This is a genomic window from Paenibacillus chondroitinus NBRC 15376, from assembly GCF_004000765.1.
GTDB lineage: Bacteria > Bacillota > Bacilli > Paenibacillales > NBRC-103111 > Paenibacillus_E > Paenibacillus_E chondroitinus.
The window spans coordinates 300,685-315,478 of record NZ_BILW01000004.1 but is presented as its reverse complement, the minus strand read 5'-3'; the positions used below and the strand labels follow the sequence as shown (position 1 = coordinate 315,478).

The 14,794-nt window shown below is 45.5% G+C and carries 15 protein-coding genes; 2 read left to right on the top strand and 13 right to left on the bottom strand.

Features of this window, described 5'->3' with window-relative positions:
• Position 1 precedes the first annotated feature (1 nt).
• From PCH02S_RS07810 to metH, 9 genes are all read right to left on the bottom strand, one after another.
• Positions 2-550, bottom strand: a complete 549-nt coding sequence (locus tag PCH02S_RS07810; RefSeq protein WP_127451693.1) for a PulJ/GspJ family protein — start codon at positions 548-550, stop codon at positions 2-4.
• Positions 534-1,106, bottom strand: coding sequence for a type IV pilus modification PilV family protein (locus PCH02S_RS07805; protein ID WP_127451691.1), 573 nt, complete (start codon positions 1,104-1,106; stop codon positions 534-536). The genes PCH02S_RS07810 and PCH02S_RS07805 overlap by 17 nt, the downstream gene beginning before the upstream one ends.
• 212 nt (positions 1,107-1,318) lie before the next feature.
• Positions 1,319-2,314: a metal-dependent hydrolase gene (locus PCH02S_RS07800; protein WP_127451689.1), complete on the bottom strand. Its 996-nt coding sequence runs from the start codon at positions 2,312-2,314 to the stop codon at positions 1,319-1,321.
• A 32-nt stretch (positions 2,315-2,346) separates the two neighbouring features.
• Positions 2,347-3,294, bottom strand: a complete 948-nt coding sequence (locus PCH02S_RS07795; protein WP_127451687.1) for a lysophospholipid acyltransferase family protein — start codon at positions 3,292-3,294, stop codon at positions 2,347-2,349.
• A gap of 16 nt (positions 3,295-3,310) precedes the next feature.
• On the bottom strand, positions 3,311-4,081 hold the full coding sequence (locus PCH02S_RS07790) for a GNAT family N-acetyltransferase (protein WP_127451685.1): 771 nt from the start codon (positions 4,079-4,081) through the stop codon (positions 3,311-3,313).
• A gap of 160 nt (positions 4,082-4,241) precedes the next feature.
• Positions 4,242-4,931: an LrgB family protein gene (locus PCH02S_RS07785; protein ID WP_127451683.1), complete on the bottom strand. Its 690-nt coding sequence runs from the start codon at positions 4,929-4,931 to the stop codon at positions 4,242-4,244.
• Entirely contained in the window at positions 4,921-5,271 is a 351-nt protein-coding gene (locus PCH02S_RS07780; protein ID WP_127451681.1) for a CidA/LrgA family protein, read from the bottom strand. The genes PCH02S_RS07785 and PCH02S_RS07780 overlap by 11 nt, the downstream gene beginning before the upstream one ends.
• A 283-nt stretch (positions 5,272-5,554) precedes the next feature.
• Positions 5,555-6,484 (bottom strand): ribonuclease Z, encoded by a 930-nt coding sequence (gene rnz / locus PCH02S_RS07775; protein ID WP_127451679.1) that lies wholly within the window; start codon positions 6,482-6,484, stop codon positions 5,555-5,557.
• 109 nt (positions 6,485-6,593) lie between these two features.
• On the bottom strand, positions 6,594-10,031 hold the full coding sequence (gene metH / locus PCH02S_RS07770) for a methionine synthase (protein WP_127451677.1): 3,438 nt from the start codon (positions 10,029-10,031) through the stop codon (positions 6,594-6,596).
• Positions 10,032-10,248: 217 nt separating this feature from the next.
• Here metH and PCH02S_RS07765 point away from each other — a divergent pair, with 217 nt between their 5' ends.
• Positions 10,249-10,788 (top strand): 1,2-dihydroxy-3-keto-5-methylthiopentene dioxygenase, encoded by a 540-nt coding sequence (locus PCH02S_RS07765; protein WP_127451675.1) that lies wholly within the window; start codon positions 10,249-10,251, stop codon positions 10,786-10,788.
• Between the two features lie 76 nt (positions 10,789-10,864).
• Here the strand turns inward: PCH02S_RS07765 and PCH02S_RS07760 are convergent, their stop codons facing one another.
• The 3 genes from PCH02S_RS07760 to PCH02S_RS36335 all read right to left on the bottom strand — a co-directional run bounded on the left by PCH02S_RS07760 (position 10,865) and on the right by PCH02S_RS36335 (position 12,415).
• On the bottom strand, positions 10,865-11,656 hold the full coding sequence (locus PCH02S_RS07760; protein ID WP_127451836.1) for an HAD family hydrolase: 792 nt from the start codon (positions 11,654-11,656) through the stop codon (positions 10,865-10,867).
• Between the two features lie 43 nt (positions 11,657-11,699).
• Positions 11,700-11,882 carry a DUF896 domain-containing protein gene (locus tag PCH02S_RS07755; protein WP_127451673.1) on the bottom strand — a complete coding sequence of 61 codons (183 nt, stop codon included), beginning with the start codon at positions 11,880-11,882 and terminating at the stop codon, positions 11,700-11,702.
• 140 nt (positions 11,883-12,022) lie between these two features.
• Complete coding sequence (locus PCH02S_RS36335) at positions 12,023-12,415, bottom strand: LysM peptidoglycan-binding domain-containing protein (RefSeq protein ID WP_246068985.1); 393 nt, start codon at positions 12,413-12,415, stop codon at positions 12,023-12,025.
• 147 nt (positions 12,416-12,562) lie between these two features.
• Here PCH02S_RS36335 and lexA point away from each other — a divergent pair, with 147 nt between their 5' ends.
• Positions 12,563-13,180 (top strand): transcriptional repressor LexA, encoded by a 618-nt coding sequence (gene lexA / locus PCH02S_RS07745; protein WP_127451671.1) that lies wholly within the window; start codon positions 12,563-12,565, stop codon positions 13,178-13,180.
• Positions 13,181-13,494: 314 nt separating this feature from the next.
• Here the strand turns inward: lexA and PCH02S_RS07740 are convergent, their stop codons facing one another.
• On the bottom strand, positions 13,495-14,733 hold the full coding sequence (locus PCH02S_RS07740; RefSeq protein WP_127451669.1) for an aminopeptidase: 1,239 nt from the start codon (positions 14,731-14,733) through the stop codon (positions 13,495-13,497).
• Positions 14,734-14,794 lie beyond the last annotated feature (61 nt).

Genomic DNA, 14,794 nt, shown 5'->3' with positions numbered 1-14,794 from the left:
CTTAGAAACCGAACTGGCTTTGCAGCTTGAGCTTGTGATCTCTTCCTTTAGAAGTCTGACTCAGTTCCAATGTGACATTGATAAGCCCGTTCGTACATCCATTTGTACAGCTGTTAATGTGAATCATAGAATCACTCATAACTTGAGATTTTAATTCTATAGCACTGCTGGCCGTTTTCTGATCGTTATAGATGTAAACTTTATGGTCCGTGTTGTCAATAACAACATGACTAACTGAATCATGCACAACATTATTTTTATCTGTTGTTTTTATATGCATCAAAATGCCATTTTCCGTTTCACTGTTCGTGCTGAAATTCTCTACGGTTTCGGGACCTTGTGTATAAAACTCACTCATAATCGCCGACATAATGATATCGCCTTCATCACGCAGAGAATTCTCGACATTCACTCGATCATAAGCTTTGAAACCGAAATTAATCACCCCATAAATGGATCCAGCTATCAAAGAGAAAATGCTTAAAGCAGCAATGAGCTCGACCAGCGAGTAACCCTTTTGCTCTTTAATGCTGTTAACGAATCGACTCATTTGCAATATAGCCCTCCACAATGACAGGTTTATTTCTTCCGTTATTCACGTTGTTATCTTTGACACTCACTTCAACACGAATTGGCAGCAAATAATTCGCCATCCCTTTTTTGACAGGATCATCCTTCAACTCATTTGCAATATCTACCTGATAAGACACGGAAATTTGATATTCAATATCATTCACCTTGGGATTTAGCACATCCCAGAGGAGCTTCATATTCGGATTTAGAAATAAATTTTGTAAATCAGGTTTATCACAAATATTTCTAGTACTGCAGTCATTGGAAGAAATAGGCGGATTATGCTCCTTTAGCTCACCAGTACTAGAATCAATAAAATAATTATGAATCGTTGCATAGTTCTGCTTCTCCATATAAAACAAAGCGTTCCTCGCCAAATTCACCATCACCGTTTTATTCTGATTCCCTTTGTTATACGACATCGCGTTAATAAAAAACGCCAGCATCGCCATGGAAGCCACAGACAATATGACCGTCGCCGCCAAAACCTCTATCAGCGTAAATCCCTCTTCACGGGGTTCTCTTCTACTCATCTCATGTGCTCCTAAGATTAATAATTTCAACCTGTCACGCATCTGCAAATATAGGACTTTTAATATAGGACTATTGTACCATATTTTCGACTCCAATCACTGATTTCCTGCATAAAAAATGACAATCAAAGCTCAATTTGTGTCTCTTTCCTGAAATGTCAAAAAAGCCTCACTCCCTTATAGGAGCAAGGCTTCTTAAGCTATTCTCGACCTTAGACGTAGGGCGGGTCCCACGCCTTTTTATCCCAACCCAGCGTGTCGCTAACCACATTCATATCGCGATCCAGATGAACATTTACGCCAAATGGCAGCTTCCGTTGATGCCAGAATCGGACATCTCGCCACTGCACTTCATAGCCGTCCGTTTTCTCGGTCCAGCACACATGAATACGCTGCGCGAAGTGCAGGAAGGCACGGACACCATCCGTTGCCAGGGTAGCTTGCACGATCGGATGTGACTGTTCCTGGTTATAGTCAATTTTGCTATATTCCACTTCCGTCACGACAGAACCATCCCGAATTTCGCCCAAATAAAACCGCGAATCGCTTTCAATGACGAATTGCCAACGGAACCAACTGAGACTGGGGATGAGATGGCAGATCCCGTCTTCTAGATTCAGTTCCTTTTTCACTAGTTTGACAAATCGTTTCCGCTGTTCGCTCCGAATGGCAATGTAAAAAAAGGTCGCCACGTAAATCAGCGCGAACATCTCCCCGATATGAAGCCCCCCGCTGCCGTGCCAAACAAATATCCAGATAAGGACGCCAAAGGTATGCAGGACGAACAAGAAAGGCTCGTAGAGACAGAGGGTATCGAGATGATGCCATTTGGAAGAGAAAGGGCGGAGACACTGCACGCCATATACGTTAAATAAGTCCAAAAAAACATGAAAAACAACGGCGAACAAAGTCCACATATACAAGCTAAAGAAATGATCCCAAACCCCAAAGATAGCTGCGAGAGGCAAACTGAGCACAATCGGCCAAATAAAGAATGCCGGCAAGGAATGGGTAATTCCTCGATGAACACGCAAGTAGTTCGTATACCCTTTGATTCTTGCAATCGTATCAAAATCAGGGGCATGCGAACCAATGAGCGTTCCGGCCAGAATTGCGTGGGTCAAATTCGGATCTTGCGATACGACAGGCTCCAAACAAGCAAGACCTGCTAAGGTGACGCCGAACAATAAATGGCTTCCTGTGTCCATGTGTCAATCACTCATCCTTTGTCATATGTGTGCTATCCTACTTCAGATGATGTCGTTTGATCGGCATTTGTGACAGATGTTTCTTCCCAACGTTCATGCACATTGAACCAATAGAACCAAGAACCCGGCTGCTCCCGGATGACCCGCTCCATGAACCCGTTCAACTGCAGGTTTACCTCGGCGCGCGCGATACGCCCGGATAATTCATCTTGCAGTTCAAGAGGGGAACCAAAGATGAGCTTGTGGTTGAACCCGCGGGTGCGATGCCCGTAGAACGGTATAATAGGTATTCGCAAATCATGAGCAAGCATAGCCGCGCCTTCAGGCGTGCGAGTCAATCTCCCGAAGAAACGGGATAACGGAAAGGAAGCGCGCCAGAAGTCCCCTAGCAGAAAAACGACTCCACCGTTCTGCAAATGCTTTTTTAAAGTCCGATACAGCTCCAGAGGAGGAACACTGTCATAATCCAGTCCCTTGCAGCCCATGGCAGCAAATTTGAGATAAAGCGGTCTAAGCTCCTGACTTCCTGCTGAAGCGACGGTCAGACAATCATATTTCCGGGTCAAATACCAGTAGTAGTAAAAAAAATTGCCCATATGCGGCGTATAGACGATAAACCCTTTTCCGTTCGATCGGCTTTGAGCTTCTCGGAGGTTCCCTTCGCCCTGCACATCGAGATGATGCGTTTGCAATTTTAACTGTCTCTTAGATAAGAAAAGAATCTCAACAAGCGTAAACACAACATTTTCCATATAATTCTTGGAAGTCGCACGAATGGCTCGTTTCGGCATGTCATCAAGTAAATCGGCAATATTATGCTCCACGCGTCTAACTAAGCTATTACGCAAAGCAGCATGACCGGCAAAGGAGATAAACGCACACACCGCATGCAAAACCCAAAGCGGAATGATTCGCAGCCTGTGTTCGATACTCGCCAGTTTTTGTTCATCTGAAGTTAGTTTGGCGATCCAATCATACAAAGCAAATCCTCCTTGCCTACGTTGTTAGAAAATGACGTTTGTAGCGTCTTGTGACCCGATCTTTTTCCAAAATGATAAAAAAATCAACGGTCTCAAAAAGCTCATCATACGCCGGATCGCCACCAATTTCAGCACCGAGCCATTGATAACCCTTCATGAGTGGAGGCAGCTTACGAAACACATCTTTCTCATTGCATTCAACTTCCAAACGAGCAAGCCCAGGTATCCGGTGCGTGGATAGCGGTTCGATACCGTATCGGTTAGTAATAACCTGTTTTTGAAGCAGCATCGTATAAATGAGATTTAAATCCTCTAAATTGCTCATATGTACACTAGCGCAGCCAATTAAATGCGTGTAATTTCGCTCCGTAATATAACCGGCAATGCCTTCCCATAAAAGCTGAATCGCTTTCCCGCCGCGATACTCCGGTGTAATGCAGCTGCGCCCCAGCTCCAGCGTCTGTTCTTTATACGCGGTATAAGCCGCTAAATTAAATTCGGTCTCCGAATAAAAACCTATGCCTTGAAGGGCACGATCTCCAGGAAGCAGACGGTAAGTCCCCACAACCTGATCTGTGTCCAAATCTTTCACAATGAGATGATCGCAGTACGCATCATAAGCGTCTTTTTCAAGACCTTCCTCATTGAGCATTCGCATGTTTTTCTCTTCTTCAACGAAAACCTGATACCTTAGTCTCATGGCCTGCTCAATTTCATCTGCGCTGCTTGCAAGCCTAACTGTTAGTTTGGCCTGCTGAGGCGCCGTATTCAGAAGGGGTCCACTCATCTTCTTCACGCCTTTCTACTGGATTCTCACTGTTCCATCGTAGCAGAGGTTTATTATGGTTTCGTTTTCGTATTGTAAAAAAATTGTAATGTTTGGAAAATGAAAATAAACCGCATTCGCCGCTTAGACGAAATACGGTTTTTCCTGTTCATTTACAAAGTCATTGGAGCCAGTAATAGATCGGTATGAATAAAATAGATGTCATGATGCCACAGATCGCCATGGACAATCCAGCAAAGCCGCCCTGCTGCTCTGAATCTTTAACGACTTTCGCTGTCCCAATGCCATGTGCGGCCGTCCCTAAAGCAATCCCGATGGAGATGTCGTCTCTTATCTTCAGCCAATTCAACAATCGCGTGCCAAACATACTGCCAAACAAACCCGTCATTGTCGTCAGAACGGCCGTAAGCTCCGGTATCGCCCCTAACCGCGTAGCGATTTCAATCGAGATTGGCGAGCTAACTGACTTAGGTAACATACTAAGAATAATTGACTGGCTGCCGCCAAGGAGTCCAACAATAGCTGCGCTCGATGCTATGCCGGTGATGGATCCAGCGAGCACGCTGAGCATGACGCGTTTTAAATTGGACCGGATTAAGGATCTGTATTTATACAGCGGGACACCTAAAGCAACGGTTGCCGGTCCAAGAAGAAGAGTGAGAACGTCCGCCCCTCGTTTAAAGTCTTCAAAAGGAATTCGAAATCCAACTAAAATAAGAATAATAAGTCCTGTACATACAAAAAGCGGATGCATAAACCGCCATCGCTGATACATCACATTAGCGAACGCATAAATCAGAACACTTAATGATAAACCGAATAAGGGGTTCTGCAGCATATTACCCGCCATATTTTTCCCCTTCCTTACCTAGCTTGGAGGATACCCATCCCGTAACGATTAGAACGACTGCCGTTGCACCGATGATGCCACCGACAATCGCAACCAGATTGGCACCAATAATAGGCAGAAACAAGAGAATACCAACCGTATAGGGGATAAAAAAAAGCATCATATGCCTGGTCAGCAGTGACGCGGCATCTTCCACCCATTCAAGTTTAACCAGCTTAGCGAATAAAGCCGCTGTAAATAGCATGAGCCCGATCACGTTGCCAGGTAGCGGCAGGTGCAGGCCCATTTGGATCACATACCCTATGAAATTAAAAGCCAATAAAATTGCAAAACCAAGCATGTTGTCTCCCTTTCCGCTCAAAAACCGGTTCATCCAGAATCTTTATAAGCATTTCTTATTTCCCTTAACATAACATAAAAAATTGAGGACATAAAGATAGAAAGCAGTATTTCTGCTGCTGGAATCCCCATTTCGTCACCTCAGTTTACACACCTTTTGGATAGTGTATGAGCAAGAATTACGAAAATGACTTTTTCCGACGGATGGACACGACGAACCGGATAAAAAAGAGACTATCCGTTCGGCCATCACTGGCCTTCCGAATAGTCCCATTCCATGCTCCCTAATCTTTTCGCGGCACATCAAAGCTCCAAAAATCTTTGGCAATGTGGCTGTTGCTGTGATGATGCTGCGCTTCTTGCAGCAGTTCCAGCACAGCATCTCCTTGGTAGCGCGAACTAATGTGCGTCATAATCAAAGCATTCGCTCCCGCTTCCTGTGCAATCCGCGCCGCATCCGTCGATGTCGCATGATCGAAAGAATAGGCTAGTTCCTGCTTATCCATGGCGAATGTCGCCTCATGTACAAGCACATCGGCGCCTCGCGCCAAAAGCTTTGCTCCGCTGCAGTAGCGGGTATCGCCGAGAATGACGACGATGCGTCCGGGAATCGGCGCACCCAGGAAATCGGCGCCATTCAGTGTGCGCCCATCTTCAAGCTGAACCGTCTGCCCTTGCTTAAGCTTCCCATAGATCGGCCCAGCGGGGATACCAAGCGCCGTTAGCTTATCCAACATCAGCTTCCCGGGTTGGTCCTTCTCAATGATCCGATAACCGAAGCATTCAATTCGGTGCTCCAAACGCGCAGTTTCCACCAAGAAGGTGTCATCTTCGAACAGGAGTCCCTCCTCTTCGATTTCCACAATCTTCAACGCATAGGTCAAATGCGCGCCGCTAACTTCAAGAGCCGTGTCAACAAATCGTTTGAGCCCCGGAGGGCCAAACATCGTAAGCGGTGTATCGCCACCCAAATATGAACGGCTGGTTAACAAACCTGGCAATCCGTATAAATGGTCTCCGTGCAAATGTGTGATGAACAGCATCTCCGTACGTCCAAGTTTCACTGGAGAGTTCATAATTTGCTGTTGGGTGCCTTCACCACAGTCAAATAACCAATAGGTTCCACGTTCATCCAGCAAGTTAAGAGCAATCGATGTGACATTGCGCTGCTTGGAAGGCATTCCTGCCCCTGTTCCCAAAAAATATAGTTCCACGTTCTAAAACCCCAATCTCTCTGAAAATCACTGTTGGTAACACGGAAAGCGAGGTCGCCGCCGAACATGGTGTTCGAACAAGCTGCCTCGCTTTATGCCATAACTTTTCTTAGCCTACATTGAAATAACGCGCTTCTTTGTGGGCGAACACGATAGCCGATACCGACGCTTCCGGCTCCATCATGAATGACTCTGTCAGCTCAACGCCAATATCTTCCGGTTTCAGAAGATTAAACAGCTTGGCTTGATCTTCGAGATTCGGACATGCCGGATAACCGAATGAGAATCGTTGGCCAATGTATTTGGCTCCGAATCTCTCTTGCATCGTCATATCGACGCGATCCGCGATACCCCATACATCCCTCATAATATGGTGGATACGCTCTGCAAAACCTTCCGCTACTTCCAGTGCAGTCGCTTGCAGCGCGTGAGATTTCAAGTAATCTCCTTTGTCGCGCCATTCCTTGGCCAGCTCATTAATATCATGCCCAGCTGTCACAAGTAAGAAGCCTACATAATCCATCTGACCACTCTCTACGGATTTCAAATAGTCAGCAAGGCATAGATACGGCTCTTTGTCCTGACGCGGGAAAGTAAAGGTCTCAAGAACTTTACTATGATCTTGCGGATCGTAAACAATAACATCATTTCCGCTGGATTGCGCCGGGAAGAAGCGGTACATACCATGAGCTTTAATAATGCCGTTATTTTGAGCTGCGTACAGAATTGAATCGACCGTATCTTTAAGCTGCATGGCCTTCGCATCCCGATCGCTAAGCAGGGCTTCAACCTTCCCTTTGAGACCGAGATGATGGCCGAGCAGCATTTGCATATTTACATAAGGCATGAGATGGCTAATCGGGTAATCTCTCATGATATGACGCTCTGTATCTTGCGGCACTTGTACTGGCAAATCCTTAGACACAGCAGACGAACTCACGCGCGTAAGCTGCGGCAGTTTCTCTTCCTTCTTGCCTGTATCCATGACATCGGATTCCAGATTTTCTCTCAGATCCTGGATGAGACGTTTGCGCTGCTCAGGATCGCTTAACCGGTTGGCAATATCCAGACCGTCCATGGCATCCTTCGCATAGAGCACTACACCTTCGTATTCTGGTTGAATACGCGTTTTGGTGAATTTCCGTGTCAGCGCGGCGCCACCAACCAGAATCGGCACATCTACTCCTGCAGTACGCAAATCCTGAGCGGTAATAACCATCTGTTGAGCGGATTTTACCAATAGACCCGACAAACCGATCGCATCTGCGTTTTCTTTGCGCTGTGCATCAATAATTTGCTCAGGCGGTACTTTGATCCCGAGGTTTACAATTTTGTAGCCATTGTTCGACAGGATAATTTCTACCAGGTTTTTACCGATATCATGCACATCGCCTTTAACGGTTGCCAAAATAATTTTACCTTTGACAGCCGTCTCGGACTTCTCCATAAAAGGTTCCAAATAACTAACGGATGCTTTCATGACCTCCGCGCTTTGAAGTACTTCAGCAACAATCAATTCATTGCCATTGAAAAGGCGGCCTACTTCTTCCATCCCTTTCATAAGCGGTCCATTAATGACTTCAAGAGGCGAATAAGTTTGCAGCGCAATCTCCAGATCTGGAATTAACCCTTCCTTCGTACCTTCCACCACATAAGAACCAAGGCGCTCTTCCAAGGTCAGATTGGAGATCTTCTCCTTCTTCTCGACCTTCTTCTCACGGAAATGAGCGACAAATTTCGCCAAGGTGTCATCATTCGTATTGTAAATCAATTCCTCAGCCAGTTGACGCTCTTCCTCAGAAATAGAGGCATAACGCTCCAACTTCTCCGTGTTCACAATCGCGTAATCAAGGCCGGCTTTTGTACAATGGTACAAATAAACCGAGTTCAACACTTCGCGTCCAGCATCCGGTAAACCGAATGAAATATTACTCAAACCAAGAATGGTTTTGGCTCTTGGGTATTTCTCTTTAATCAGCTTGATTCCCTCGATCGTTTCAACAGCAGAACCGATGTACTGCGGATCCCCAGAGCCGACAGGGAACATATTCGGATCAAAAATGATATCCTCCGGATTCATCCCGTATTTCTCGGTTAGCAGCTCATATGCTCTAGTTGCGACCTCAATTTTCGCTTCGCGCGATACAGCCTGGCCCCGTTCATCAATGAGAATACAAACAACCGCTGCGCCATATCGATGAATAAGAGGTAAAATCCCGGCAAATTTCGATTCGCCATCCTCCAGGTTAATGGAGTTGATAATCGCTTTACCTTGTGAATATTTAAGCCCCAACTCGATAATGTGATCATACGTGGAGTCAATCATCAAAGGCACTTTCACCTTTTTGACCACCTGCTGCATGAACTCTTCCACCGCGTAAGCCTCATCAATATCCGTATCCTGCAAGTTGATATCGATGATGTGTGCTCCGTTTTTCACCTGATTACGGGCAATTTCTGAACCTTCTTCAAATTTGCCTTCTTTAATCAAGCGCTTGAATTTACGCGATCCCGAAATATTCGTACGTTCACCGACCATGATAGGGCGGTTCTCAGGTTCGATAAATAAGGTTTCAATCCCCGAAACAGCGGGTAAATGGGTTCCATATTCCGTTCTAGGTTTGTACTCGCTAAGTGTTTCTGCCATAGCACGAATGTGCTCAGGAGTTGTTCCACAGCATCCGCCGGCAATATTAAGCCAGCCCTGCTCGGCAAAACCGGCCATTTTCTTGGCCAAGGATTCCGGCGATTCATGATAATGACCATTCTCATCCGGCAATCCGGCGTTCGGATAACAGCTGATGGCGGTCTCTGCAATCCCCGCTAGCGTTCGAATGTGATCCCGCATGAACTCAGGGCCCGTAGCACAGTTCAATCCCATGGAAATGGGTTTCAAATGCTCAAGTGAAATATAGAACGACTCGATATTTTGCCCGGCCAACGTTGTACCCATCGGTTCAATCGTTCCCGAAATCATAATCGGAAGCTCGAAGCCCAGTTTTTCGAAAGCTCTGCGAATCCCAATGCTTCCCGCTTTCACGTTCAGTGTATCCTGCGACGTTTCCAGAAGAATCGCATCGACCCCAGCTTCACATAAAGCTAAAGCTTGTTCGTAGTAACTATCTTCCAATTGGTCGAATGTAACGCCACCTGTTACTGATAAGGTTTTGGTTGTTGGTCCCATAGCCCCTACGACATATCGCGGCCATTCCGGGGTTGAATATTTGTTCGCTGCTTCGATTGCCAGCTTGGCTGCAGCGAGATTCAACTCGCGATGACGGTCTTGCAGATCATATTCGGCAAGAACTACACTTGTCGTTCCGAACGTATTCGTTTCTATCATATCCGCGCCTGCGGCGAAATAAGCTTCATGAATCTTACGAATCACATCCGGGCGTGTTACGCATAGAATTTCATTACAGCCGTCTAAATCATCGCCTCCGAAATCTTCAGCTGTTAAATTCTCTTGCTGAATCATGGTACCCATGGCGCCATCGAGGATCATGATCTTTTTCTTTAGCTGTTCTTGAATCGGTGGTTTAGACATGAAATGACTCCCTTTCAACTTATCCTGAAGCGATAAATAATAAATAATCGACAAATTATGTTAAGATTTAGTGTAACAGAATACGGCTTCTATGAAAAGATTTTGAATTATCATTAAAACCTATAGGATTTATCGGGTAAACTTATGATCATGCATCGACAGCGCACACCATTTCCACTATAATACAAGTATATTTACTAAGAAAGAGGGATGCTGCATGGCACAAATTAGAATTCGCAATACGAATGAACGAATCGAAGGCGAAGAGCAAGTCAAAGCCTTCTTGGATAGCCAAGAAGTTGTATATGAACATTGGGATGCAAACAAGCTTCCTGAAGCACTGCGCGAGAAATTCGTACTGAATGATGAAGAGAAAGCTCAAATCATCAGCACGTACGAGCCGGAAATCCGTGATTTAGCGGCTAGACGCGGTTACGAAATCTGGGATGTTATCTCCCTTTCCGATGCTACACCGAATATCGAAGAACTGCTTAAGAAATTTGAGCAAGTTCACACACACACAGAAGATGAGATTCGCGCTATCGTTTCCGGTAAAGGGATCTTCATCATTAAATCCGAAGAACTTGGCTATTACGATGTTGAACTTGAGCCAGGGGATGTCATCTCGGTTCCTGAGAACACGAACCACTTCTTTACACTGATGGATAATCGTCAAATCGTTGCCGTACGTCTTTTCATTGAAAAAGATGGATGGGTCGCTTATAACGTGGAAGATCCAGCTTTCATCAAAGCCTAATACTTTATCTTAGAAGAAAGCCCAACAGCGCAGGACATTTTGTCCAAACCGCCGTTGGGCTTTTCGTTATGCTGTATTAAGCACTAGCGATAATCGGTAAAACTTCCTCTAAACGCGATACCTCATTTGCAGGAACAATCTCATCTCCACTTTGTAGTCCATGATGATTGATCCAAATATTGCGCATGCCTACACGTCCGGAACCAAGAATATCCGTCGTCAGTTTATCACCGATCATGATACCTTCGTCCGCATGAATTCCCAGAAGTTCCAGCGCATGGCGGAAAATAGAAACATCCGGTTTACCCACTCCAAATTCCCCGGAAATGACAATATGATCGAAATAGGACGTAATGGCTGGCACGCCAGCTAATTTTTCTTTTTGAAGATCAGGCGATCCGTTTGTTAGGAGAAGCAGCTTGTACTTACCCTTCAATGCGTCCAGCACACGGAATGTTTCTTCATAAACGTACGGTCGCTTGCGGCGTTCAGCAGGAAAAAGCTCGCCAAGCTTGTACCCCAGCTCTGCATTTTCTACGCCTATCGCGCGAAGCCCGCGAGTCCACGCTTCCGTGCGATAACCTGGTGCTAGTGCTTCCAATTTGCGAAAATTCTCATTTTCACCTTGTGTGAAATTAGCCCAAAGTCCTTCAAATGGATTAATGCCAATCATTTTGGTGAATGGAAAAGGTTCATAGGATTCGTATAAAGCACGGGCTTCTTTACGAACAGCGGCTTCCAATTCTTCCGGATCCACTGCCGCGTGTTTCGCCGCTTCCGCGCATGTTGCTTCAAAAGCTTCCTGTACACTGCGGTCATCCCACAAGAGCGTATCATCTAAATCAAAAAGTACAGCCTTCAACGTCATCATTCATTTCCCCTTTGAATGTTGTTTCTATGTGAAAAAGCAACTACTCTTCGTCCGTGAACTTGATGGAATCAAGTTGAACTTTAAGATTGCCTCGGAAAGCCTCAATATATTTTTTTCTTAGTTCATTTCGTTCATCGATTTCCGCATCCGATAAGCCAACGGTTTTCGCTTTACGAGCAAGCTCATTAATGCGTTCGATGTTTTTTTCCATACTGTCACTCATAGTGATCCTCCAGTTCAAAAATTCAATATGACTATTACTTTGCCATCCCTCTAGTGGAATGTCAAGAAAACAACAAAAAGAGGCATAGGAATAATTCCTGGCCTCTATTCGTCTATTTCCATTCTATAGGAAAGTAATGATTAAGGGAGCAATAAAACCTGTCCTTCTTTCAAGGCACTCGTAGTTAAATGATTTTTCGTCTTAATCTCATCTATATAGGAACGAATGTTCTCTCCATCTTTCTTATGAGCAGTCGCAATGCTCCAGAGCGTGTCCCCTTCTTGAATGACAACTTGCTCCTGGACAACTTTTTTAGTTTCAACGTGATTGGATACACTGCCCGTCGGCGAAGACGCCGCCGCATAAGCTTGTACCATGGCACCGAAGGAGAATACAGTTCCCAGAATTAATGCAAAAAAAAGAAAGCGAATGATTGTTTTCGTATTACGTGATTTGGTTGCAATCCCTTTGGACGCGGCAGTTGATCTATGAGGTGTGCGTGAATTTGTAGTGTGTGAGTAGGCCATATACATGAATAATCATCCCCCAAACATTTGTTCTGTTTTTAGAATAACACGAACACATGTTTGAGTCAACGATTTATTCGAACTTATGTTTGTACGAACTCGGGTTCTATGTTATACTTTGGGTAATGATTCCCAGTATTGGAGTGATAACTATTGAGTAAGATTTCGCAGCGTCAACAAGCTATTTTAGAATACATTAAGAACGAAGTGAAAGATAAGGGTTACCCGCCTTCCGTACGCGAAATCGGCGAGGCTGTCGGACTAGCCTCCAGTTCAACCGTACATGGTCATTTGGAGCGTCTTGAGAAGAAAGGTTTGATTCGTCGTGATCCAACCAAACCTCGCGCTATCGAGATTCTTGGCTTAGACGGTGCCGAGACTCATTTCGCGGTTTCCGTTGCGCGCGTACCGCTCGTAGGTAAAGTTACCGCCGGTGTGCCGATTACGGCGACAGAGAACATCGAAGACTACTTCCCTCTTCCAGTCAGCATGGTCGGAGATAACAATGTGTTTATGCTTAGCGTCATGGGAGACAGTATGATCGAAGCCGGCATACATAACGGTGATTATGTCATCGTCAAGCAGCAGCAAACAGCGAACAACGGTGACATCGTTGTCGCGATGACGGAAGACGACGAAGCGACGGTCAAGCGTTTTTACAAAGAGAAGGATCATATCCGCCTTCAACCGGAAAACTCTGCTTTGAAGCCGATTCTACTGAAAAATGTTACGATTCTAGGCCGAGTCATCGGATTATTCCGCGATATGTAAGACTAAGAAGGACCGTCAGGTGGATCTGCCTGATGGTCCTTTTTAGGTGCGCGCGAATCCAGCTAAGGGTCCACGAAACAGGATAAGGGAACTGTAGAACTCTATTTTGAGAAAAATAGCCATTTTATTCTCGAAGAGGAGCTACAGGCCTTTATTTAACGTCCAACAGTCGTTCTACCAGTGAAATCAACAAAATAGCGAACTGTAGTTTCTCTTTATATGGAAAATGTGCTTTTTCTGAATAATAACGAACCACAGTTCCCCTTTAAAGACAAAAAACCGAAGGACAAATCGTCCCTCGGTTTTCTTACGAATCAAAACGCAAGCGCCCAATTCCCCTGACGGAAAATAGGTTCCAGACTGCCATCCTGAAGCACACCGTCAATCTCAAGATCAGCCGTCCCGATCATGAAATCCACGTGGATCAGACTTGTGTTCCCTCCTCTTACTTTCAACTCCTCGTTGGACAAAGAAGCCCCATCCTTCATATTGATCGGATAACAGCTGCCCAAAGCAAGGTGACAGGAAGCATTTTCATCAATGCCTGTATTGTAAAAAATCCTTTTTAGATTCGATATCGGAGAATCATAAGGAACAAGCGCGACTTCGCCTAAATAGCGAGCTCCTTCGTCCATTTCCAATAATCTGGTCAAATGCTCATGGCCGACCTCTGCCTTATAATCTACGACCTTCCCGTCTTCGAACTTGAACGAAAACTTATCCACCAATGCGCCATTCACATTCAGTGGCATGGTGCTTGTTACCGTCCCGTTAACACCAGTCCGTTTGGGCATCGTAAATACTTCTTCCGTCGGCATATTCGCAACAAAACGAATCCCTCTTGCATTCGCTTTATCCCCGCCTAGCCAAATGTGGCCATCCGGCAGCTCTACGCGCAAATCAGTCCCTGCAGCCCGGTATTGCAACGCCGCATATTGTTTATCGTTCAGCACCTTGCGAACGCGCTTCAATTGCTCAATATGTGCACGCCATGCGCTTACCGGATCATTTTCATACACGCGATTAAACCGGAAAATAGCATCCCACATCGCATCCATCCGCTCTTCTTCAGGAAGATCCGCGTATACTTTGGAAGCCCAAGCAGCAGTCGGAGCCTTAATTAAGCACCAGCTGAACGTGCTCGTTCTTACATATTTTTGATACTTGGAACGTGCGGTCGCCATCGCTTTGGAAGCTCTGGAAATCACACCAGGGTCAATGCCCGCGTACAAATCAGGATCCGGCACCTTAATATTCAGAAGTGCGCCGCCATTTTCAACAAAACGTTCCAGCATATCCGTGTACCACACCGGGTAGTAGTCAAGCGCATCATCGTTAGCCGTCTCTAAGCGTGCACGCGTCAGGAAGTCATCCTGCCAGTTCACCTGTACATAGTTCGCTCCAGCTTCATAGGCTTTCTTAACAATGAGGCGCGTCAAGTCCAAGCATTCGATCGGCGACTCGATCATTAGGTCTTGACCTTTGGTCAAATTAACGCCAATTTTAACCACTAATTCCGCATATTTCTCTAAGTTGACAAAAAAGTTATCCATATGAGTTCCTGCTCCTTCGTATGAAAAAGCCCATCAGTTCAGGTCGTGCCTGAATCATGAC